The organism is Methylobacter sp. (assembly GCF_030680395.1).
Taxonomy (GTDB): Bacteria; Pseudomonadota; Gammaproteobacteria; order Methylococcales; family Methylomonadaceae; genus Methylobacter_A.
The window spans coordinates 81,923-105,997 of the sequence record NZ_JAUXVR010000034.1; the positions used below are offsets into that span (position 1 = coordinate 81,923).

The 24,075-nt window shown below is 45.6% G+C and carries 19 protein-coding genes; all 19 read right to left on the reverse strand.

Annotation, left to right across the window (positions count from 1 at the left end):
* Nucleotides 1–30 precede the first annotated feature (30 nt).
* The 19 genes from Q8L79_RS14375 to tssK all read right to left on the reverse strand — a co-directional run bounded on the left by Q8L79_RS14375 (nucleotide 31) and on the right by tssK (nucleotide 24,059).
* Nucleotides 31–1,350 (reverse strand): dicarboxylate/amino acid:cation symporter, encoded by a 1,320-nt coding sequence (locus tag Q8L79_RS14375; protein WP_305272435.1) that lies wholly within the window; start codon nucleotides 1,348–1,350, stop codon nucleotides 31–33.
* A 2-nt stretch (nucleotides 1,351–1,352) separates the two neighbouring features.
* The gene (locus Q8L79_RS14380) at nucleotides 1,353–2,213 is read right to left on the reverse strand and encodes an ABC transporter substrate-binding protein (protein WP_305272437.1); all 861 of its coding nucleotides are present in this window, start codon (nucleotides 2,211–2,213) and stop codon (nucleotides 1,353–1,355) included.
* 81 nt (nucleotides 2,214–2,294) lie between these two features.
* Nucleotides 2,295–3,551, reverse strand: coding sequence for an alginate export family protein (locus tag Q8L79_RS14385; protein WP_305272439.1), 1,257 nt, complete (start codon nucleotides 3,549–3,551; stop codon nucleotides 2,295–2,297).
* Between the two features lie 199 nt (nucleotides 3,552–3,750).
* On the reverse strand, nucleotides 3,751–4,179 hold the full coding sequence (locus Q8L79_RS14390; protein WP_305272441.1) for a hypothetical protein: 429 nt from the start codon (nucleotides 4,177–4,179) through the stop codon (nucleotides 3,751–3,753).
* Between the two features lie 947 nt (nucleotides 4,180–5,126).
* Nucleotides 5,127–5,585, reverse strand: a complete 459-nt coding sequence (locus Q8L79_RS14395; protein WP_305272443.1) for a hypothetical protein — start codon at nucleotides 5,583–5,585, stop codon at nucleotides 5,127–5,129.
* A gap of 3 nt (nucleotides 5,586–5,588) precedes the next feature.
* Nucleotides 5,589–9,155, reverse strand: a complete 3,567-nt coding sequence (locus tag Q8L79_RS14400) for a hypothetical protein (RefSeq protein WP_305272445.1) — start codon at nucleotides 9,153–9,155, stop codon at nucleotides 5,589–5,591.
* Nucleotides 9,156–11,768 carry an ATP-dependent Clp protease ATP-binding subunit gene (locus tag Q8L79_RS14405; RefSeq protein WP_305272446.1) on the reverse strand — a complete coding sequence of 871 codons (2,613 nt, stop codon included), beginning with the start codon at nucleotides 11,766–11,768 and terminating at the stop codon, nucleotides 9,156–9,158.
* Between the two features lie 352 nt (nucleotides 11,769–12,120).
* Nucleotides 12,121–13,638 (reverse strand): DUF6765 family protein, encoded by a 1,518-nt coding sequence (locus tag Q8L79_RS14410; protein ID WP_305272448.1) that lies wholly within the window; start codon nucleotides 13,636–13,638, stop codon nucleotides 12,121–12,123.
* A gap of 24 nt (nucleotides 13,639–13,662) precedes the next feature.
* On the reverse strand, nucleotides 13,663–15,354 hold the full coding sequence (locus Q8L79_RS14415) for an AMP-binding protein (protein ID WP_305272450.1): 1,692 nt from the start codon (nucleotides 15,352–15,354) through the stop codon (nucleotides 13,663–13,665).
* 27 nt (nucleotides 15,355–15,381) lie between these two features.
* The gene (locus Q8L79_RS14420) at nucleotides 15,382–15,702 is read right to left on the reverse strand and encodes a DUF4280 domain-containing protein (protein ID WP_370869991.1); all 321 of its coding nucleotides are present in this window, start codon (nucleotides 15,700–15,702) and stop codon (nucleotides 15,382–15,384) included.
* 72 nt (nucleotides 15,703–15,774) lie between these two features.
* Nucleotides 15,775–16,719 carry a type VI secretion system protein IglI family protein gene (locus tag Q8L79_RS14425; protein WP_305272452.1) on the reverse strand — a complete coding sequence of 315 codons (945 nt, stop codon included), beginning with the start codon at nucleotides 16,717–16,719 and terminating at the stop codon, nucleotides 15,775–15,777.
* 12 nt (nucleotides 16,720–16,731) lie between these two features.
* Entirely contained in the window at nucleotides 16,732–17,586 is an 855-nt protein-coding gene (locus Q8L79_RS14430; protein ID WP_305272455.1) for a hypothetical protein, read from the reverse strand.
* On the reverse strand, nucleotides 17,583–17,927 hold the full coding sequence (locus tag Q8L79_RS14435) for a hypothetical protein (protein ID WP_305272457.1): 345 nt from the start codon (nucleotides 17,925–17,927) through the stop codon (nucleotides 17,583–17,585). The genes Q8L79_RS14430 and Q8L79_RS14435 overlap by 4 nt, the downstream gene beginning before the upstream one ends.
* 14 nt (nucleotides 17,928–17,941) lie before the next feature.
* Nucleotides 17,942–18,571, reverse strand: a complete 630-nt coding sequence (locus Q8L79_RS14440; RefSeq protein WP_305272459.1) for a DotU family type IV/VI secretion system protein — start codon at nucleotides 18,569–18,571, stop codon at nucleotides 17,942–17,944.
* The gene (locus Q8L79_RS14445) at nucleotides 18,568–20,214 is read right to left on the reverse strand and encodes a type VI secretion system baseplate subunit TssF (RefSeq protein ID WP_305272461.1); all 1,647 of its coding nucleotides are present in this window, start codon (nucleotides 20,212–20,214) and stop codon (nucleotides 18,568–18,570) included. Before Q8L79_RS14445 ends, Q8L79_RS14440 begins: the two co-directional genes overlap by 4 nt.
* A gap of 5 nt (nucleotides 20,215–20,219) precedes the next feature.
* Nucleotides 20,220–20,807 carry a hypothetical protein gene (locus Q8L79_RS14450; protein ID WP_305272463.1) on the reverse strand — a complete coding sequence of 196 codons (588 nt, stop codon included), beginning with the start codon at nucleotides 20,805–20,807 and terminating at the stop codon, nucleotides 20,220–20,222.
* A 2-nt stretch (nucleotides 20,808–20,809) separates the two neighbouring features.
* Complete coding sequence (locus tag Q8L79_RS14455) at nucleotides 20,810–22,444, reverse strand: hypothetical protein (protein WP_305272465.1); 1,635 nt, start codon at nucleotides 22,442–22,444, stop codon at nucleotides 20,810–20,812.
* Entirely contained in the window at nucleotides 22,441–22,809 is a 369-nt protein-coding gene (locus tag Q8L79_RS14460) for a GPW/gp25 family protein (protein ID WP_305272466.1), read from the reverse strand. The genes Q8L79_RS14455 and Q8L79_RS14460 overlap by 4 nt, the downstream gene beginning before the upstream one ends.
* Nucleotides 22,809–24,059 carry a type VI secretion system baseplate subunit TssK gene (tssK, locus tag Q8L79_RS14465; RefSeq protein WP_305272468.1) on the reverse strand — a complete coding sequence of 417 codons (1,251 nt, stop codon included), beginning with the start codon at nucleotides 24,057–24,059 and terminating at the stop codon, nucleotides 22,809–22,811. Before tssK ends, Q8L79_RS14460 begins: the two co-directional genes overlap by 1 nt.
* Nucleotides 24,060–24,075: the final 16 nt, after the last annotated feature.

Sequence of the window (24,075 nt, forward strand, 5' to 3'; positions counted from 1 at the left end):
AAAATAAATATCACGACTACAAAAACATTATCAGCTATTGGATTCGACGGGAATAGGCGGACCATACTTCAATTTTGGCACTTGTTTAGGCAGTATTAAAGTTATAATTGCACAGGCGGTATGCACAATAGTTAATACACGAAATGGACCGATAATAGGATCAATGACAATAAATAATACTAATACCGCTTCCACAGGAAGATTTAAAGGAGCTAATACCAAACTTAACATGGATAATAAAATAACACCGGATGCCCCGGCTGTTGCCAATCCCGCAAAAATAGAGCCCATAATAACGGTAAATAAGCCGGATATACCCAAATCGACTTTATAAAGCTGTGCGACAAATAAAGTCGCTAAGGCAAAATACAAGGTTGGCCCTGTTCTGCATATCGTAAATGTCAGCGGCACCAACAAATCAACGGTCTTTTTGTCATAACCCAGTTTTTCGTGCATGGCTGATAAGGCTGAAGGCAGACAAGCCAGTGCATTGCCTGTACCTAATGCCATAACGATAGTATCTTTAAGCGCCAAAAAAGGCCTTATGAATGAACCGGTACGTTGCCACATAATGAGGCTGCTCAGGATGAATAGCAGGAAAAAACCCAATAATGCTATCGGCACAAATTTCATCATTGCCATTAAAACATTAACGCCAACTTGAGACACATCGTGGGCGATTAAACCCAAAAGACCAAATGGCAGGAAAAACATCAACCATTTCACCATCTTGGCAAATGCCAAATAGACCGATTCTAAAGATGAAAGTAGAGCATGCGATGAATCTTTATTTAAAGAACCAATTGCAGAGCCAAATAAAATAGCGAAAAAGAGAACTTTTAAACTGCTGCCTGAAGTTAGCGCCGAAAAAATATTTTCAGGTATTAAATTGACAACAAAAGTTTTAATAAAAGATTGCTTTTCTTTTGCAACAAAAGGTTCATAAGCGGATATTTCAAGATCCGGCGCACCGGATTCCCGGACGATAGAACCCAAGGACGCCAATGTGGCATCGTCATAACCTGATCCGGGTTGACTTATCATGCCTAGCGTCAGACCTAAAAAACCGGAAACAACAACACTGATGGCGAATACGATTAGCATCCGGGTTATATAGGTATTATCCCCTTCGGATTGCATTAAACGCGCGATACTCACAGAGATGGCTGTTATCAAAATTGGCAAGATGCACATCTTTAAAATATCAAGGTAAATATGGCCTATTGGGGCAACATATTCTACATACTCATGTTTATATAGTCCTATATAGATACCGATACTAACCGCTATTAAAACAGTCCAGCCACTACGCAGCACTTTCGAAATGTTTTTTATTAATGATACATTCATAACTAGATCCTTTGTTTTATTTTACTTTCAATATTTTTAATAACATTATCGTAGTCATTTATTATCTTGTCGGCGGTTAAATCCATATTTAATGATTTGAGATAAAAATTCATTAAATCCTGTAAATTACGATGATCAAGTGACATAGCGATTGCTTTAGGATCGTCAGCATCCTTTAACATTACGGATAATAAGCTCAGAGCCATATCCGGTCTGTCACGCAAGATCATTTTTACTTCAGCCTCATCACGAAAAGCGGCTGTTATTTTCCCGGTACGGGCATCATCGACTACCTGGTCCCAACTAGGATACTCAACCATTTCCATCTCGCTAAAGTGTGCAGCAAACCCGGTATAAGATGACTTGGCTACTACGCCGATCTTGCCGGTCAAATGTTGAATGACTGCCTCCTGAGGCCGTCCTTGTAATTGTTTGGCGAGTTCAAGTCTATTAATCAACAGACTTTGATGCAAATTAATATAGGGCTCGGAAAAAAGCACTCGCTTTACTCTGTTAAAGGTCACGCTAAGTTTACAAATAGCCAAATCTACTTCATGTTTTTCGACTTTATCAACAACATCATCGAGAAATTTTGCGCTACGGTCAAATTCTACGGTTACGCCTAATAAATCGGCAAAACCTTTAATTAAAACCACATCGACACCGGTCAGGACCTTATTCTCATCCATGTAATAAAACGGTGGCGTATCTTGTGAGTACATGGCGACTATCAATTTGCCTCTGTTGACGATAGTTTGAATCTCATTGACAGGTTCATTTGCAACAGATTGCTCATTAGCAAGCACCAATTGAGGTATAAACAAGATAAACAGGTAAGCAAAGATCCTAATAGTTTTTTTCATTTTATTAATATATCGTGTTAAATAATAGCTGCTGGTTTATAGGAAATAACAAGTATTTTTAGTAAAAATTTTTTAATGCCCCTAGAAAATTATTCCGCCGCCAAACCATATTTTCTGTGTATCGAATTTACCAATAGATGTGCCATCTGCATCGGCACTGAAATAAGCATATTTTGCCATCAGGTTATAATGTTTAAAAAAGTTTTTACTAATCATAAAGTCCATTTCGTTACCATAATGTTTTTTACTGGTGTCGTCGGACCAATCACGATAAAAACCTGTTAATTTAACCCCCATGAGCTCTTTTTCAACACTGGCATAAACGTCGCGATAACCATCATTAGGTGCTGTAAGAAATACATCCGCCCAACCACCGAATTTATGTAATAAGCCTAAAGGGGTATCAAAGGTTTTATTTAAGCCTTTGCCTCCCAATTGTTCCATAGCGCCTTTGACAATAAAACCGTAGGCGGTAAAACCGCCAATAATATGACAATAATCCGCTTGATAAGGAGTACTGTTCTTATAATCGCTCTGATAAGCATATTCAGCCCTATAAACAAAACCTAAAGTATCATTGACTCTACGCGCACCATCAAAACTCACGCCGTAAGTTTGATTGGAATTTTCGGACAGATAAGCATCTCTAAAATGGATAAGATATGAATAGCCGGTTAACTTGCCAATATCAGCAAAATTATAGCCAATATTTACCAGAGGTACTTCGAGATTTTGCATGATAGAGTTGGTGTTTTTGGCTTTGCTGATATAGCCGATAATAACCGTAGTATTCGACAATGAGGTATTATTCAATAAAAATGCATTATACGTTCTTTCTAATTGTCGCCATCCAGCTACGCCGATAAAACGGTCATTATCTAATTGAATGACTTGCCGACCTAATCTGGCTTCGGTATGGGGAATACCTTTATAGCTTAGCCATAATTGGTTGAGTTCATTTTCTTGTGGGTCAGCAATTGTTTCGTACTGGGTTTTGCCATTCATTGTGCTGTTATAGCTATTAACGCCTATATCCTGATTGCCTTGAAATTCGGCATAACCTTGCAGCCCTTTAAAGACAGGCGTTAGGTAGCCCAGTCGTAAACGTAGCGTGGAGGCATTAGCAACTTCTTTTTTTGGATTGGTGCTATCGGTGTTGTCGTAGCGATAGCGCAGATCCAATTTGATTTGCCCATATTTGGCATCGTCTTGTCCAAATTTCAGGGCTTTTTCAAGAGCGGTATTAACATCGTCAGCCATAGCCGTTGTAGTAAGAACTAACGATAGCAAGCTTACCGCCAGTTTTATTTTTTTGTTATAAGTATGACTATAATGCATTAATATTTTTCCAAAAAAATAGCGCTTTTATTAGTACATTTATACGCCATATATTCTATTTTTTGATTTTAACTTGGCCAGCGACTGATTATTACATCGAGGTAAGTATTTTTTATTTTCAGATAAAATAAAATATTGAATAATAGAAATAAATACATACTTTTGATAACCGCAAAACTGTTGGGTAGCTGTGTACCCTTTATTTAAAGAACAGCTTTCTAATCAAGCGCTGAGTTAGACTCTCATCTATTATTTTTTTATTTGGCTTCACTACTTCAGTAGGTTTAATCTGAACTGCTTGTGCCGGCAACCATTTCTGTTGAGATGCTATTACCCGATACAATTTCTCTTTATCTTGCTTTAAATCGGTATTTGAACGGCGAAGAAGGTCATTTATTTGATATAACTTCTCTTTATCTTGCTTTAGATCAGCGTTTGCACGGCGAAGAAGCTCATTCTCACGGTGATAATCTGTAGAGCCCTTAGATGCCCCAAACAAGCGAATTAGCTCTGTTGTATCGATTTTGTTATCCGTCTGCAAGAGCTCGCCGTCTTTTATGTGGCGGTAAATTGTCGGAATGGATTTACCCGTCAGTTCTGACGCTTCAGATATTGAAATTAATGACATCTCTAAAATTCTCTCGGCATAATATCTTTATCTTAATAAATCTTTAAATTACTGTCGGGCAAAACATTTTATCGTTGCCCGATATTTAATCGCATAGGAAACAGGTTGACGCGGGGCGGTTTCCCGCCGGCAATCCGCCAATCGACGCACAATACTACATCGGGCATAAAAAATTTCCGCTAGCAAAAGTTCGAGTGGAGATCGGATTAACTCATCCCGACCATGCCGAATTACTGGCGCGAATCCGCCTTACAGCGTTTTAAACTTCAATAAGTACATTCATGAAGGGAGAATAATTGGGTGACTCGCCGTTATATGGCGATTAAGCAACATATTCGATCTAAACTTAGAACTGCATTTTGGGTACGCAATACTTGCATTATTCAGTTCGAGTCGCCTCCTTTCTTTCTCTGCCTCAGCAGCCTTTTCCCTCTCTATGCTTATTATGGCATCTTTATATATTTTACTTGTCGGACTTATTTTTCCATTACTGGTTCCGTTTATGTCTCCGTAGTTATCTCTGTACGGGAGGCCAAGCTCCTTGCATATAGGCCTCTCATGTCGCGCCATGTTGTCTGATTCTATTTAGACTGACCATGATGTTGGCCTATCTACACCCACACTTTGAGCATTGTACTCACTCAAAGATTGAACACTTCTAGGTTTTGGGATGGGGCTTGCGCTTCTTAAATTATTAGCTTTAGCTCTGATTGCATCGCGAAACACATTTGCATTACTTCGGTGGTCGGCACCTTTTCCGGTTGGTATAAACAGTATCGGGTTTTCAATCCAACGTATTGTCATCTTTTACTCTAATTTAGGTTATGTAGTATGCGCATTACTCATCGAACAACACTTAATTGATAATTATTGTTTAATTAACACGCATAAACAAAATCCTCACCAGCCGTATGGTCAAGCAAAAAGACGCTTGCCCCTGCCCGGCTTCAAAACCACGAATACCAAGACTTATCTTCGCTGATCTCAATCTGACCGGTTGCCTTTAAGCTAATGTTGTATTTATCTTGAAATGGTATGGAAAGCAGTTTTTTCCATTGCGAACCCGGTTCAGTGAATAAAAAGTACAAGGCCACCATACCTTGCGCCGGTTGATTTAGCGTGCATTCCTGTTTGGTGCCGGGAACTATCGAATAAATCCCCAATACGCCAGGGTCTGGCGGGTCGGAGAATGCTTTCCTGGCAACATCCTGGTAGCTTTCGAGCATGAATTGCTTTTCGTTGGCACTACGAACGACAAAATAAAACAGACCGCCATTATTGGCCTGAATATTCGCCTTGACATTAAAAACCAACGACGGCGGCGGCTTTGGGTCGCTGGAACACCCCGCTAATAAGATGGCTACAACCAGTAGCGGAAAAACTTTCCAAGGTGAAAATAATATCATTGCTTAACTCCCGGCAAGATTGGCGAACACTGCCAACGGATTGGCTTGGAATGAGAATTCAAGGTTTAACGGTTGTTTCGGTAAGTTGGGATGGGCAAGTTGCCACCGATAGCGTTGAGTGCCGGAGAGCTGACCTTGTTGCAGCAGCCGAAAGAAACTCCAGGGAGAATCAGTAACGCTAATGTCAGTGTAGATTCGGGTCGGATTAGCATCTTTACGAAATTCCATTCCTACTTCTGCCGGCTGCGCGGTCCACCAATCCAGCGGCAATTTCTGCCAAACTGCTTGCTGGTTGAAGCCTAATACCGAGTTTTCGCCTTTGCGCAAATAAGATAAGGACACTAGTGGCGCATGGGGTATTTGCTTGCTGTTGTAGGTCGGCAATAATCCCGGCTTGACTGACAATTCCAGCGGCTTGGGGCTGCCCTGCCCGTCCCATAGATTAGCAGTGAGTTGTTGCGCGGCATTAAGCCGCTTCAGGAAATGTACCGGCAACACAACGCTGTCGGATAATTCATCACGCTTGACCCATACTCCGTTGCTAAAAGTGGACAGTGGAGACAGGTATTGCTGGAAGGTGACCCAAAAAACGCCCTGTTTCGGATGAAAAGTTCTGATTAATTCATCCAATGTCAATTCTTCATCGCGTCCTGCATTGGACATAAAGGGAAATTTGACCAATAACGGCGAGACATTGGATTTCCAAATATCAGACCAAATACCATCGATATGCTTATTAATCTCGTCAGTGCCAAATTTTTGAACCTTTTGCACGGGTGCCAGAAACGGCTGCTGCCACTCATCCTGAATGCCGACATTTTGCAGCCAGCCTTTAACCAAGGCTAAGTATGAGCTATCCTCGTTTAGCAGCATTGCCCATGCCACCCGTCCTATCGGGGTCAATACTCCTTTCAGGGAGGCGGCGATATCATCGGCAGATTTTTTCGGCACGTAAGGTTCATTTTCATCCATCTCATGTTGCATTTGTGCCATGAGGAATTGGTACTTTTGGAATTCAGGGTAAACGCCATTTTTTTCTTCCATCAAACGCTGGATAAAACGAAACGCGCTAAGCTTTTGTGCGAATGGTTGAAATTTTGACGAGGCCGGAAAATTAAGTGCCGTGTTGCTTTTTATCTGCACCAGAGTTTCCACAAAGGGGGAATTGGGTTGTTGCAAATCATTAAGCACATAGTTCAACGTCCAAGTGGAATCGATACGTACCTGGAATTGACGAAAATAGTTCAAATAAGAGCCCACGTAACGATCGGAGTATGTACCCAGATTCTTCAACACAAAATCGACAAAATATTTTTTCTCATTTTCATCAATAGGCAGTTTCGCAACGATGTCGGACAGCGCCATGACTGCAGGCTTGACATCATGCTCGAAAGCATCGGCGGTCATCCGCCCATCAATACGCGCCTTGCCGGCAAACAGCATTCCGCCGTTATTGGAGGAATTCATTTCCAAATCGATGTAAATCGAAGGCGAATTGAAAAACACCCAACCATCGTAATTCCTGTGGCTGTTAATCAGGTTGCGCAACATCATACTGACGCGGCTGCGTGTCATCAACTCTCCCCATTGCTTGGCGGTGAACGAAAAATACTCCCCATCCAGACTAAAGGCCATGTCGGAAGATACGATCTCTATTTTAGCGTTGGCTACAGCTTGCACCAGCCCCAGGCACTCGTTCAGGGATAGCGAGGCCTGGCAATTCTCAGCATTGCTAAGCTTGAGGTTAGTGACCAAGCTTAATAATTGAGCGATGCTCTTTTGGCGCAATTCCGATTGATTGTCCTGTTCCAGGCGCAAGCTGGTGTGTTGTAACAGCCACAGGCTAATATCTGCATCATCAGTGTAATAGTCAAGCCGATCGATAATATCAAGAAACGGCACTAACTGCTGTTGCAGCGCTTTAAACTCAGCCTCTTGAATAAACGGCTTTCTCAGTATTTGCTGGAAGTTGCGAAACAGCGCTATCCAGGGTGCATGATCTTCAATGTATGCCTGAGACTCGGCATAAGTGACTTTATTGAGGAGGTTATCCAGTTCATCGGTATGAGTATTGTACTGTAGATAGTCGTTAACGAGCTGTCCGTACTTGACCATGTCGACTGGATTCTTTTCCGGGTGTTTCGCTATGATCTTACCTATTTCGTTAGTCGGCGTTGCATATAACAAACCGAGAAATCTATTGGTTTTGAAAGTAGCATCCGGTTCAAACTGGATTTGTTTTAATAACGGCAATAAATAATGTTTCCGTATTTCGAGAATCAACAAATAATTATTACGCTCCTCAATTTCCAGGAAAAAATTAGGCATAAAAGTTAATAGCGCATTTTTATTCAAATTCGAGCTAAAATCGAGAAACAGTGGACTGACCTTTTCCGAATATTGTTGAACCGGCGTTGTTGCGACAGTTTGAATGCTTTCATATACCTCGGCTACCATATTTTGTTGATAGCTATAACTCCCAACCAGATAGACAAATCCTGCTAATGAGAGGGCGAGCGCAGCTTTGGCATGACTATTCAGGGTAAACCGAGGTTGCTCTACGATACCAGGCGGTAGCGAGAAAGGCTGGCAACCAAAACTATGGGTATGTTCCGATAGCAGGCAAAGCCTAACGACTGGGGGGGATGCCACATCTTGTTCCAATCCGGCCACGCGCAGAAAATCGACCAAAACCCTGAATAAGTGGGGTGCTTCGTTAAGGAAGGTAACTATTTTAAGATAATCTTGTGTTGGACGGGTCACCAGCGCCCGGCGCAGATGCTGTTGGTAACCATCCAGGCAGTTCTCCAGCTGATTGATGCCGTCCCGTCCCGGAAAATCCAATTGCAAAGGGATGCCGGCCTCTTCCAAAAAAGCACAAAACTCCACGAATCCCGTGACTTTTTCCATGTGGCTCAACGCCACAATCAGCGGCAAGGGTTCGCGTTCCAGTTCCCCGAATACTTTCAGCTTACCGAATAATGCCTGACCTGACTGGCGCAGCTGTTCCATTTTTGGAGTCAGCAAGGTAGTCGCATCAATGACCATAACGGCTTGAGGACTTGGAGGCAAGTGCCCCCACAATTTCTTTATCGCGGTATAAGCGGCAGAACTGGTGTCATAGAGCAGTGAAGAGCCAAACTCCAGCACCAAGGATTTGGCACCCAGATAAATTTGCAGCAATGGATCATCAACGGCACTCGGATGAAAACGAAAATCTTGTCCTTGCCAGTCAGCATATCGATCAATGATGCCGGTCTTGCCGCAACCCGCTTCACCGATGACCAGGGAAAGCGGCACACGCAATGCACCCGGGCGCAGCCGCCATGGGATGGCGCGAACAAAATAACGCCACACCGATAATAAGCAATTGGGAGGCAATAAAAGCTTTACTGGAACAATCAGTTCCGGAATAACCAGTTTGCCGTCGCTTTTGGCGTGCTTGCGCCGCCAAATCAGAAATCCCAAGACGCACAGCAACACCATCACCACCGTCAAGCCTACCCAATCAAGCCAACTCAATACGGAGATCATCGCATCCAGCCCGCCCCATGATGAACCAGAATCCATTTATCCCCCTTGTTTTGCAACGGTCGCGTCGGCATCGTCCAGGTTGACTTTTCCGTCAACACCGGTAAATACCAACTCCCCATCGGCCATGCTAATGATGACCTGTTGACCGTCGCATAGTTCTCCCGCGAGCAAAAGCTCGGCCAGCGGATCTTGAAGCTTGGTTTGAATGACCCGTTTTAGTGGACGTGCGCCATACATGGGATTGAAACCCCATTGTGCCAGGCTATTGCTCGCTTCATCACTGATATCAAGCGTAATATTGCGTTCTTCCAGGCACTTGGCCAAGCGCCGCAGCTGAATATCGGCGATAGGTCGCATGGTTTCCAGGGTAAGTTGGCGGAAAATTAAAATGTCGTCGAGACGGTTGAGAAATTCGGGACGGAAATGATCGCGCACCCTGTCCATAATTAGCGACTGCATCTGTTGCTGTTCTTGCTCGGTTTCTACCGGATCAATAAGTTCAGACCCCAGATTGGAGGTCATCAGAATCAGAGTGTTAGTGAAATTGACCAACTGCCCCTGACTGTCAGTCAGACGGCCTTCATCCAACACTTGCAAGAACAGGTTAAACACGTCAGGGTGGGCTTTTTCCACCTCATCGAACAGAATCACGCTGTACGGTTTGCTCCGCACCTGGTTGGTTAGCAACCCACCTTCCTCATAACCGACATAGCCAGGAGGGGCACCGGTAAGGCGTGCGGCCGAATGCTTTTCCATAAACTCGCTCATATCGATGCGCACCATCGCTGAATCGTCGTTGAACAGGAACTGCGCCAAGGTCTTTGCCAATTCGGTTTTACCAACACCGGTTGGCCCCAGCATCAAAAAAGAGCCGAGCGGGCGGTTGGCATCCTGAATGTTGGCACGGGCGCGTCGAATTGCCTTGGACACGGCGGCAACGGCGTCTTCCTGGCCCACCACCCGCTCCCGTAAATGGCTTTCCAGGTTCAACAGTCGTTGCTGTTCGGAATCAAGCATCCTCGCTATCGGAATGCCGGTCAATCGGGCAACTGTGGCAGCGATATCCTGCTCGTCAATAAAGTTTTTCTGGGGATGAATGTCGGTAATGTCAATATCGGCGTATTCGGCCAGTGCCCTTTCGGCTTGCGGAATCACCTTGTGCTGCAATTCGGCAACGCGCACAAAGTCTTCCTCGCGAATTTTCAGTTCCATTTCCCGGCGTGAATCTTCCAGCAGCTTGCGGGCGTTTTGCACCTCGGTCATCGCCCGTTTTTCATGTTCCCAGCGCTCAGTCATTTGTGCGCTTTTTTCGCGCAGTTCAACCAGTTCGTCATGTAACTGTTGTTTGCGAGTTTCAGCTAGTTCATTGGCCAGCGAAGACCATTCGATTTCCAGCGCCACCAAGCGGCGATCCAGGGCCTCCAGTTCAGCAGGCTTGGCGGAAAGACCGATACGCACCGTCGCGGCGGTCTGGTCGATCAGATCGATAGCTTTGTCCGGCAGGAATCGGTCGGCAATATAGCGTCTGGAATAGCGCACCGCCGCAAGCAACCCCGCTTCAGTAATGCGTATGCCATGATGCATCTCGTATTTCTCTTTGATGCCCCGCAGAATCATCAATGCAGTCTCGTCATCCGGCTCCTCCACCCGCACGACCTGGAAACGCCTGATCAGCGCCGAGTCTTTCTCAAAATGTTTACGGTATTCCTCGTTGGTAGTGGCGCCGATACAGCGGATTTCTCCCCTCGCCAATGCCGGCTTGAGCAGGTTCGCGGCATCCATGGAACCTTCGGCCTTGCCGGCGCCGACCAGATTATGAATCTCGTCGATGAAAGTAATCACATTCCCGGCATCGGTGATTTCCTGCAACAGCCGTTTGAAACGTTCCTCGAACTCGCCACGGTATTTTGCGCCGGCGACCAACAAACCCATGTCCACGGCTAAAACCGAACAACCTATCAAATCCTTGGGTACATCGCCTGCCACAATGCGTTGCGCCAGCCCCTCAACGATAGCGGTTTTGCCTACGCCGGGCTCGCCAGTGATAATGGGGTTGTTTTTAATTCGTCGACATAACACTTGAATCGCCAGATTTATTTCATCCGTGCGACCGATCACCGGGTCCAGTAAGCCTTGCCGAGCCAATTCGGTCAAATCGCGGGCATATTTGCCCAAATATTCGAACTCGCCGGAACTCTCTTGGCTTTTGTAGCCACTCTTCGGCATCTGATCTTGCGCGCTGATAAACGCCTCCTTATTTCCGCCTGCCTCCGTCAACGTAGCAACCAATTCTTCAAGCTCCCACAATGCAAGCAGCAGGTGGTTGATTCCCATGTATTTATCGCCCATGCGCGTGGATGCTTGTTCGGCGTAAATGAATAACCGTTCGAGTTCACGGTTGATAGGAGTTTGTTGGGCATTTTTCAATGCCTTGGGCTGGATGATGAGTTGGGCAGTCACGGCATCTCCCAGCTTCGCCAAATCAATATTAGCCTGCTCAAGGTATCGCCGACCTATGCTGTCTGTTGATTCGAAAAGGCTATGCAAAAGATGCCAAGGCGTAACCACACCATGGTCATTTTCAACCGCCAGACGGCAGGCACGTTCAATAATTTTTTGCGCTTTCAGATTAAATTTTTCGATGATCATGATTTTTTATTGTTCTTTTGTTAATTATGCCGTTGAAAGCGAACGTCAGGAAATCCTGACAAGTCAATACAATTAGCGATTGAGCATCCACCAGTTATCACGTCGCTTTGCCGGCTAGTGCTGGTTTTCTTGGATCCAAAGTCAGTTCCATGTCCGTGATACTGACCTCCCCTTGCAGTAAACTTGCCGAAGAGTTCGGGGGCGTTTGATATGCTCGCCACGAACGGCATATGTCACATAATAAGTTGCCGGCCCATTTACCTCTCCCATAAAGAATTAATGTCTTAATTAATACCATGATCTTGGAACATTTTTAATGATTGAATATTGTGTTATCAAAAGAAAAATGGAATTACATTGAGCTTTCGCAGGTTTTGCATATTCGATCTCCCCTTAATCTTTTTTCAGGCGCACAGCCTGAGCAAACTACTCGCCCACAAGTTCTGCAATGGTGTTTACGAAAAAAAGTACCAAATGATTTATTACAAATCGGGCATTTTGAAACTGAACTATCTGGTTGCCAAACCACTTCAGTAGACAGCCCTACTTTTGATTTATCAAAGGTTGCGATGTCATCTAACTCATATTTAAGATCTGTTCTTAGTCTGGTCTTAACAAAAGCAAAGTGATGTTCAGCAGCAAGATTAAATTTGTAAAGATTGGTTTTGATGAATTTACCATGGTCCCATCGGTATTCCCCAGTTGTCCTGCTTGCATTAGTTAGTGCAGGTATCGCTTCTTGTTTCCATTTTTGATTATCAAATGTAATGTCAAGACCACCACAATGATCCTTTATCAGTTCCTTCCACTTATCTACAGTTTTCTGAAAAACAAGCGTATCAGTATAGAGATCTTCGGACCTATCTAAGGTAATAGCTTCCCTGACTGCATTGGCAATTACATCTACTTTATTAGTCCCAAATATGAGGGGAAGTGTAATTCGATTAGGGTATGTCGGTATTTTATTTTTTAATGCATATAAAACCTTAACTATTTCAAAAAAAGCTGTTTGAAATACGACAGGGTTATCACGCACTAGCATTTTTACATTATTTGCATTACTGTTTGGATTAATACTACCGCCCGCTTGCATCCAGGCAGGTGAATAATAGTATCTGCACCAACTATAATCTGGAAAATGCCCAAGTCTACCATGGCCTAGATAAGCCCTTGGTAATTGTACATTCGGAGCATAACCCATGTTCAAGTCATCTTTAAAAGGGTTAAAAGCCCAATTCAGTTGCTCCAAACACTCCCCTTTTTCAATGAAATTGTAATAGCCCAGACAGTCATTTATAGCTTGAACTCCATCGCCAACAAAGTCTTGATGCGCCCAAGTGTCAGCAAAAACATGCATGCGTAATCCCACTAGCTGAAGTAAATAATCATAATTACTTCCGTCATGATTTTTATTGAATTCCAATAAATCATTAATCATTGCTATTGCGAGTGGACTGAAGGGTCTACATAGCAGGTCAAAATTTTTATTAGAGCAACCTTCCCGTTTAATGTGCCTGGGATCTCTTTCGCTCTTTTTGCCATAGTTACCTGGAAGAAAATGAAATGGTATCCATATATCTTTTCGTACATGGAGGCTCTTAATACATTCTGTAGTATTTTGAACGGTTCTTCTCGGTCTTATTTTAGAGCTACCATTTTGATGATTTATCTGATCAAAACGGAAGGTTCCCATCTTTGGCGAAGGTAACTGCGATGTTGTAAAACTCCAGGGCTCGCTTGAGCTTCCATACCTCATATCAAACTCATCAACAAACTGAGCCGAGTAGGCTATCGTTTCTGCCTCTTTTTTATCCCACCCGGCAAGTCTTGCCGCTGCAAAAGTTGCATAATAATGAAAATCCACATCCATAACACATTCTCCGAAATAAATGAACTACGCCAAAATATTCTGCTTCAACTCGGACAGGCAACGGTACATTTCGCTACGTTGCCGTCGATAAAGCTCTCCAGTCAAATAATGAAATTGACACCACTCTTGATCCGCTCCGCCTTCGGCATTGCGTTGGGGCAACAGCGGTAAACACTCAATACGGTCGGGCAGAAATTCACTGCCCAATTCACTCTCAATCAGTACCTGCAATGCTCCCGCATCCATGCCCGCGCCGAAGGTTAACAGCACTTGGCGTGGATCAGCATCGCCGCCATGCACAGAGGTCTCAACCAATGCCGGATAACGTACCCGGTCTGACAGCAAATCCAGCACTTCCAGTTTCGGATAAGTGCGCCCCGCCCGACCTTGCGGATACTGTCCCAGGTAATCCCAGGCTTTCAGGTAGGGAGTCAAGATATAAGGTGTGGCTGCCCAAACGATTTCGCCCTCTTGTTCTTTACCCAACGCCATCCGCCCCCAACCACCCACGCAAGGCAAATCCGGAGAATCAACCATGCCCAGTTGCCAACGCATGCCAGCTGCGGGCAATACTCTATGATGGGAGTGCCCACGACACCTGGCTGAAAAAAGCATAGCCCCCCCCCACGTAGCGTGCCATAACAAATTACCCGAGTAACTGTCTTCCAGTTGCAATTTCCGGATAAAATCCTGCCATACGGTAAAGTTAGCCGACTCGGCCGGATGGCGGAACCAATAGCGCCAGGATTTTTCACCACCAGGAGGATTGACCAGCAACAGATCACGCAAAGATCGGCTTACCCCCAACACATCAATGTGCTGCTCCAGCAGTCGTTCCGGCTCCTTTACCAAATCTGCAAAGTCGATGTGTACCCAGGTCGCACCGCTTAATAAAACTGCCAAGACCAAGGCAGGCTGGCTTTCCAAACCATGCCAACCGGGCGCAGCACATGCCTGTCCAGGCTTGATTCCTAAAGACAAAATACCATCCCGCAAAGCCCCCAGATAGAGGGTGTCGGCATCAACAGAGCCCGCTAAATCGGGCGTTGGGCTGGTCGGGTCGAAGCACTGGACAACAATAGCCGTGCCAGGATATTCATAGGGTCGCCTGGTTGGCACCAGCGACGACAGTTTGTTGGGCAATACCCTATCCTGCCAAACTGCGGCAAGCTGGTGCCGATACAACTGATCCATTGCCAACCATTGCGGAGCCAGATTTTCCAAACGGCGACTGACGAAGGCATTGCCTTGCGGCGGCAATAGCGACACCACCAACCCCAGGCGTAAGCCGGCTAGCAAGGCTGCCAGCCAGTGCGGCCCCTGCGGATGCAATATGGTGAGCGTATCCCCTGGTTGTACGCCGATCTCTTCCCACGATGCGGCCAAGCCATTCACCACTTTCCCCAATTCGGCATAAGACCAGGATTGCCAAATCCCGCTATCGAACCATACCAAAGCCGGTATCGTCTGGTCTTTTTGTCGCACTATCACATCGTGATAAAAATCGTAACGAGACCAAGGAACACTTTTCGATTGGCCCGCTTGTCGCCGCACCCCGTAAGCGTGCAGTGCTTTCCAAAAACGAACGGGGTCTTTCCAGCTCAATTCCAGCCAGGCTAAATCGACGGATGCCTCTTGATTTTCCTGCCATAAAGACGATTCAATCAGGGCAAAATTAGCAGCGGACCAAGGCCCAGTGCCGTCATCGCTCCACATGGGATTCCCGACAGGATGAATTTATCATTACACCATCACCTTGACCTGACCCGCAAAACTGATGCTGATAACACCCGCCCAACAACACGTCAGCTTGCTATCGCTGCTAAGGGCCGGCATGTTGCCTATCAATACGGTGGGAGCGCCTGCCACCCAAGGCGCTACGGTCATCGGTATGCAGGGCATCGGAGTGGGCACGCCCAATGCCGCCGCCGTGGCCGCTATCACCATCGGATTTGCCATGCTGCTGCACATGCCGAACGGCAAAATGTTGAGTAGCGGTATTTCGTCTACGATATTGGCGGCGGGCATGTCGACCATCACTTTATTGGTTGGCAACACCATCATGGTTGACGGCGCGGCACCGAAGGAGCATGAAAGAACAGCATTACCGGTCACTAAAAATCCCACAACAGCCTCCTAATTATTGATAAAACTATCGACATCAACTTTTAACCAGTCCTGCATGACTTGCCATTGCGGACTATCCTGATTTTCTACGTAGCTAGACAATTCTTCGAAGTTCAGCGCTTGCAGCCTGACGAATGTTTCGAAAATTTTCGGAAAATAAATTTTGGGGTCGAAATTACTTAGGGTTTCGTTGATGTCGACCGCCATCAAAGCCGCACGGGGAAACTTTTCGTCCTTAAGCAAGCGTTCGAAGGCTGCCAATTTTTTCAGTAACAGCTCCATGTGATAGGAGCTTTCCATTTCCAGCCCAGTGATTTTAACGGCCATCGCCGGGAACACATCGACTTCAGTGGAATCGTCCTCAGTCTGTTCGGGTTCAGTCTGCACCGGCACGGCTGGGCGATACATCAATTGTTGAAATATCCGTAGCCATTCTTCTATCTTGCTCCATAGACCGATTACAGCCCCGGCTTTATCTTCAAGTCGATGGTTAATACCTGAACGAAATATCTCGCCCAGTTCCAGCATGTTATTCATATCATCTGCATTAAAGCGGGCTTGCCACTGTTGCCACAACGCAGTATTTTTGTTTTCTTCGTATTGTATTTTTTTCAGTAATTGCTTGAATAGCCAGTCCAGGCTTTTTTCGAAGATTTTTTCCCGCCGGGTGACAGGACCAATAGCCTCCCAATTTTCCAGAAGGGCATTATTCACACAATTGATAACCTCCAAAATGCTGGCCAGTCCCTCCTCCAACCAATAGCCATAGAGGAAATAACAGATCAGTCGGATGTCATAAATCCCTTCAGCAAGTATGGCTTCGCTCAGACTGGCCGCCTCTGCATATTTTCCTGCTTGTACTAAGGTTGTAATTTCGTCAAACCGGAGGTCTGTGGAATCAAGGCCAGGATTTTCGGTTACTGGAAAACCGCCTTGTAATAGCTCAATTCTCATATTGTTTTATCCTTAATGCCCATCGTATAAACGCCCGGAAAAGATTCGGATGCGTCGGAACTGAAGCTTGTCACTGAGTATATTTTCATAACCCAAATAACTGTTTTGCTTTAAGCCAAGATAACTCCCCTGAGTGCGGATCATCAGCCATATCTCCAAATGTAGATCCACGCCCTGTAAAGTCGGAAACATCAGCTTTTGTAACCGCAGCTCAATCTCATGCGGCCAAGGCTGGTCTCTAGTAAAATTATCCTCATCGGTAATTAGGGTAATTCGCCGTCCTGACACCGGCAGCTTTTTTATTTTTCCAAATACGGCCTGGTAACCAAGACGGGCTTTACCCAAAATAGGAGCACCTAGATCAATATTCCGCTGGAGCGTAACTTTTTCCACCCTAGTTTGCAATTCAGGGAAAACCAGCTGTGTCAACCAATGGAGAGTAGCAATACTATCCATCCTCAGCGTGTAACGTGCCGCTCTTTTTCTGGTTTCCCAATCCTGGAAAACTGTTTCATCAAATTCAGGATAAATGGCAAGCAAGAAACGGCGCAATAATCTATCGTCGAAATAGCCAAAGAATTCAGCAAACCGTTGCGCATCTATGGTGCCATTATGCACTTGCTTAAACAGATAATTGGGTAATACGCTTTGTCCGCCCAATAAGCCTAGATTAAGCATAATAACCACTTTTTTTGGCGAGTTATGAAATTCGATGGACTCAAGCAGACGGGATTGAGAGCAGGCGCCAAAGTAACTGCTAAACAAAATCTCGTCCATGCTATAGCCAAGATGAGCCAATAGTTTGAGGAGGCTGATCGGGTCAAATCGCCAAATATTCTGCACAATACGGCTTTCCAGTAGCGTCATCGCACCTCCTTTCGAGCCATGTCCATTGCCCATAGCAAGGCCTCCAGTTGCTCCAACATACCGACAAGAGTTTCTTTGGATTTGGCATCAACGGGGGGGGTAACCGCCTCCAGAGGGAAGGTATGGTTGATTGTCTCAGTCAATGCCTCGAATCTACCTGACAGTCTTGAGACATCCGGAAATTTTTCACCTATCAACCGCTGCAATTCATCATATTTGGCGTGGATATCGAGATTAGACGCGACCTGCGGCGGTTCAAGCACAGCCGTGGTATTTATTTGCCAATTCTGACGTAATCTTTCAGGTGCAAATAGTTCGTCAAGCCGCGATGTCGATGTCATAGGGCCGCCTGCGATCATTTCATGGGTTGCCAGGAACTGGCCAGGAAAGAAAGAAACCAATAATTCATTATGAATAGCACAGCGGCTCCGACATAATAAACATAATTCGGCATGCGAAAATAGGAGCGTTTGATCGCCCCAGGAAGCGCCGGATCTATCGCTGCTATCGGCTGCAAACAGATATGTTTGCGCAACTTCTGGAGATAAGTGTCAACCATGTCAGGGTTGATGCTGTAACGGCCGCAAAAACCGTCATGCAGGCAAAAGTAATACACTTCATAAACCAAGGCCAGCGTTTCCTGCTTGCTTAATGCATTATCAAGCAACTCGAAGAATAAATCGCCCGCATCGTCCACTTGATAAAACTCTTGTTGCAATGGCGGCCATTCCAACTGGTTACTCTCCAGAATCATCTTTTTAACTACTTCGTCACAATGGGCAGTGAGTGGAAATAAAACGTAGTAAGCGTCGCGCTCCGAATATTGCTCGGTAATGGCGGCGCGCAAATCTTCCAGTTGAACGCGCATCTTACGGCGCAATTCCATCAAATCAATCATGGCAACGGTGGACTGGGTACCTGCTTCCCTCAAAGGATTCAGAAAATTGTTGATGGTTACAATCATTTCCCATAAATCTTGGTTCATCGTCTTTCACCTGAAATAGTTTCGTCGGTTTCATCCTGTACTTCCCAGCGTGTCTCGACCCGCGCATCGGTAAGCCATAGATCAAGCACTCGTCCGACATGGTCGACAAAAGTTTCGATTAGTTCACGACCCTCATCCAATTGTGGCTTAAATTGCAGGTAATAAGTTTGTTGAGTCTTGTTCCCGTCGACCCCACCCAAAGGCACTTCTTCCAAACGCAAATCAACCAAGCTGTTGAATACGCCTTGAAATCGACCTGCCGTAACACTTCCCAAGGCAAGCAACAGATCTTTCATATTCTGACCGCTGAGACAAGGGTTATGCATAAGAGTCAGCAAATGCATATATCTCGCAATATTATCCATTTGGCGGTTTTCTGCATGAGGAATTACGGTGTCCAAAAGTTCCCATTTCACCCCCGGCAATTGCCGACGAAACGCATTCAAAGTATAGGAGCTTTGCACGATTTGGTCATACCAGGGTTGTTGCCATAACGCTTCGACCACCAAGGTACGAGGTTCCTCAAAGCTGGCGGGAAAATGAGGAACTACCCAATATAAATGCCCTCCGCCTTCTTGCGGTGGACCTTGTTCGATCTCGTAAGAGCCATTGCCACCAGCCAATATCCCAGGCCGAAAAGGCAACATACCCAGCTCACCGACTTCGTAAACACCTAGCACCTTTTGCAAACTAAATCCTAGTCCCGGCTCTATATGACGGATCGGATAACGTTCCTGAGTACCATCGCAAATAATCGGTTGAGCCAAAGTTTGTTGATTATTCGCCAATGGCACGGCAAACAAGTGAAATAAATTCCGACTTAAACGTAGTTGGCGTGGCCATGGCTGATCACAGTCCAATACTACGGTAAATTGCTTCCAGTTCCGTGGCGCCGAGGGCAGCTCCAGATTCAGATAAAGTTCTTGCTGAGGAAAATGAAAATAGTAACGCTCGCTCTCCAGCGGATGGTGCCACTCATCGGTTGCAATATCGGCTGGAGGAACACCTAGGCTGAATTCACATGCAGCGCAGGGTTGGTCGGGATCATACGCGCCGAACTGGACACCCGCGCTTTTCAATGACCGACCCAAGAAATTAAAAACCTTAAGTGACAACGCAAGGTCGTTCAAATAATTAATATGCAAATTGATGGTTTCTGGCTGTTCGTTCAACGGAAAACCAGCTTTGAATGACAATAAAAGCCTGATACCTGCATCAGGGAGCAGTTCTTGCTTGACCGCCTCCAGACTCATAGGCAGTATCCTCAAAGGTCGGGTGGAGCGAAACATCACCAGACCGCCTTTTTCCGGCCGCAATTCAAATTCGGTGCCTGCTGGCAAGCTTAAAGCTTCGGTAAGGTGACCGGTTGGCTTTGCCTGAATCATTGCCATCGCGGCAAGCGGTGTCAACAAATAGGAAAAAAACTGCTGATACAGTCGGCGGTTGGTAGCATCCAAACTGCGCAAAGACGCAATCTGGGTGCGTGCGCCAAAAAAAGCCAGGGCTTCGATGATACGTTTGACATCAGGGTCGTCTCCCTCCAGTCCGGCACCAGGATAATCAAGGGCATAATTAAACCGAAAATCGGCTAGATCCTGCAGTTCCTCAAGAAATGCGCGATACTGTGTGTTGTCAAAAGTCATAAGCCTTATCCGAGCGTTACCAGGCTACCCTGGATATTGGTGATTTGTCCTTTGACAGTGGTTGTTAGTCCCTCAACGTCCATCGTGGTATCGGCTGCTGCTTTAACCGTGGCACCTTTCAAACTGGCGCTGGTTGTCCCGGTAAGTGCCAGTTCCAAGCCGGTAACGCTGGCTTTATTGTCGCCGTTTATGGTTGTTGTCAAGGCCGTCACTTTTGCGCTGTTATCTGCTGTAACGGAAAAATCGGCCGCCTCCATGCTCAGTTTTGATGTGGCCGAAACATCAAAGTCGGCCGATGAGTTGAATGAAGCTTTGTCAGTGCTGTTGATGCTAAATGTACCTTCGGCTTCATGCAGGGTGTCCTTGGTAGATTTGCAGGTAATACTTTCTGCATTGACGATGAAATCCTTGCAATCTACGGTTATGCTATCGGTTTTCTGCGTTATCGTACTGGTATTATCTTGACCTTTGCAGGTGTGGGTGATGGTGGTGCCATCGAATGTTGCCGTCTGGGTGATATTGCCATCCTTGTTGATCACTGTCAGAGTAATCCCATCCGTTTGGCTTAACTCAATTTTGCAAACTAAAGCCATGTTCAGCTTTCCCCTTCTTCTTGTTGGGTTTGCAAAATGATGTAACCATTGGAGAACTGTAATAGTTCGGTATCTTTATCGTCAGTACGCTGAATTTGCAACTCAGGCTTACTATCCACATAGCTATGCTTAATAATGTTCTGACTGGTCGTTGATTTGCCCATGACTAACTGATTTCCCTGAGAATCCATAGGTAGAGCGGTACCACTGCCCCAATCAAGAAAATCCGCAATAACCGCATTATCAAAACCTAACCCGACCAACACCCGGGCATTTTTATAAGGCGGAAAATAAAATTGCCCGGTGTCCAAATTTGGTTGATAGGCGGCGCGTACCTTTTTTTCGGCCCATAAAGGAATGCTAATCTGATAGTAATTAACCGATGTGTCCGGGTCGGTGTAAAATTGATAAGTTACATCGGTATCTTCGCCTTGTTCGCTGACGACTTTGCCTTCCACGAAAAAAGGATAGCTCGGTAACACGTAGGGAGGCAAAGCCACGCACAGTTCATCGCTACTCTCCAGCTTCAGGCTATGTTCCACTTGATAACGGCTATAGGGATTATTGAGATCAACAGTTAATTCCTGCTCCACCGAACGCGCCACCAGAGTCCATTGTTTTACCCGATAGGTGTTGGCCTGAATAAATAATGACGAATTCCAGGCAGAAGAGCCCTTAAAATTGACCAACTGCCCCGGCGGAGTAATCTGCATTTGCAGACTTTTATACTCCACCCATACTTCGTGCAAGTGCTGTTTTAATCTCGCCGTTTCCAGAGTGACCCGGGCAGTCATATCGGCAGCGATGGGATAGCGTGCTACGTAATCACGGCGGATTGGGCTCGCCACCTGATCATTGCTGATTGCCGTAGTCTGCGGAGTTTCCGAGTAAGCATTCAGGACATTCGGCTGATGACGTAAAACTTCGGCAAAATCGACACCAAACGCCGAAATCTCAAGGTAACTTAGCGACTTGGCTTCACCCTCCTGGCTTTTTACGGCACTTAGGGTGTATTGATTTTCGGCAAAATCATAAGTAAACACGCCATTCTGACTATCCACCAGCCACAACAGGTAATCGTAAAAACTTGCCAGATTGCCCTGCGCCCCCAAAGGCAAAGTCAGCACGGGATACTGGGTATCTAAGACTGACCAATCATAATTCAGATTTATTTTTGCACTAGCGTGGGCGGTAATGAGTGCTTTCAAGGTGGAATCGGTCAGTAGATCGCAGGGATAATGTTGTTTCCATAACACTTGGGCTGGATCGGCAAACACCAGATGGTAATGACGGTGCAATATCAAATCCTGGGTTTTTAAAACATTGCTCAGTGTCTGTTCCGAAAAACTCCGGGTAGTGACTAAACCGCTCAAAGTAAGCGGAGTGATCACGGCATCGGCACTCTCTACATGAGCTTCCACCTGCAATGACAATTCGATTAAATCGTTTTGCGTCATCGGTAAAAATAACGCATCAGTCGACTCTTCGGCGGATACCACAAAACTGACTTTGCCGTTAAAACCATAAGGAGTTAGGCTAAGTTCCAGAGACTTGACGTTACCCGCAGCAATGCAGTAAGACTGCCCGGCAATAGTCAGTGTCAGCGTGATCGTTAAATCATCAGTAAAACTTATCATGAATTAACCTGATAGTGACCGAGTACCGGATCCATGAATAACTTTAAGGTGTGAGGCCTGTTACGTATCATACAGTCAAGGCTAAAGGACAACTTAAAAAGCTTGTCATCCTTGATATGCACAATATTGTTCAACACCATTCGTGGTTCGAAAAGCTCAATATTTTCAGTAATTTCATCAATGAGTACTTTCGCGATATAATCATTAGAACCGTGGTATTTGTAATCGGACAGGCCGAAATTATGCAAAAAAAAGCCATAGTCGCGCTTGCTGCTGAGCACATTATTGAGATTGTCGATGATACTCTTGATTTCATGGTCTTCAGCCAACCCCTTGTGACCCGCCAACTTACGCAGCAACGCCATCAGACTGATCGCCAATAAAGGAAAAAGTTTTCTTCCGTAAACTTTGGATCAGCGTAGAAGCCAAGTGCCAGCTCATCCAGAGCGTGATCCCACTCTTCTCCCAAGCTAATTTGGTAAATTTCCACCTCAGGGCCAAAAGAGTTCTGGAACGGCGGACGCTCCATGCGTTTGCAAGGAATGCCTTGCAAATAAAATTTATGCACTATCGGAATGCGGGTCACGGCGGCAATTTTAAAACCGTCAAGACTGACAGCTTTGGTGACGCCTCCTTTTTGCACCAGCAGGTAGATTTCTTTTGCCTCACGAATCGACTCGGGTAGGCTAGCCCGCACGATGCCGTCAAGCATCGTAAATGGCAAATAGGGTGAACGCATCTGACTCAACTTTAATTGGTCATTCAGTGGTCCAAGCGTTTCCCTGAATACATCGACAAGTTGCTCATGGCGATAAGGACTCGTGGCAAATTGCGGTGTGCTATTATGATAAAAGCACAAATCGACATAAAAGTGCTTTAATTGTTCGTACACCGTATAGGGGTGCGGGGAAATTTGGGCAAACAGATTGGCAAGAAAGCGCTGCATTTGCACGACACTTTTCAGGCACTGCTTAGCGTTGACCAAATCGGCACCCGATAGGTAAATGGCTGCAATTTCCTGGGTCAACTGATAATGATAGGCCTCAAGCTTGTGACTTAGCCCCTTCAAGTCCTCTTTCAGAAACGGCACTGAACCCAAGCATACTAACGGTGGAATGTAACGAGACGAAAGCCGCCACAAACCATCAGGCTGTTTCTCAAACTCCGCCAAACGAAAACTCTCCAGGGTATCGGGATTTTCTTGTTCGGTAGAAAGTTCAAGAGGCCAAAGCCAACAATTGACATTATCGCGTTTAATCGCCTGTGAGCCAGCAACATGCTCGCCGTTTTTTTCAGGAAGACTCCGTACATGTAAATAAACCGGCACCAAAGTAGTACCGGGAATATTAAGATTCAGCGGCGCTACTTGCGCATTACCCTTCAATTCCAACAGCAGACCTGAAAGCAACACCAGCGTCAGCTCTTCCAAAGACAAAACCCCATCGACTAGCAGGGTTTCGTTCCAACGCAATCGGTAAAGCCCATAACTGGGAGCCGCCTGCAGACTGAAGCGCAACGCGCTGTCAGCCAACATGGATTCTTCAAGGGCACGCAAGTGGGCAGGCAATAATGCCTGCCCCATCGACCATAAAACTCGTGATAAGCGGTTGTACATAAATTACTTAATGGTC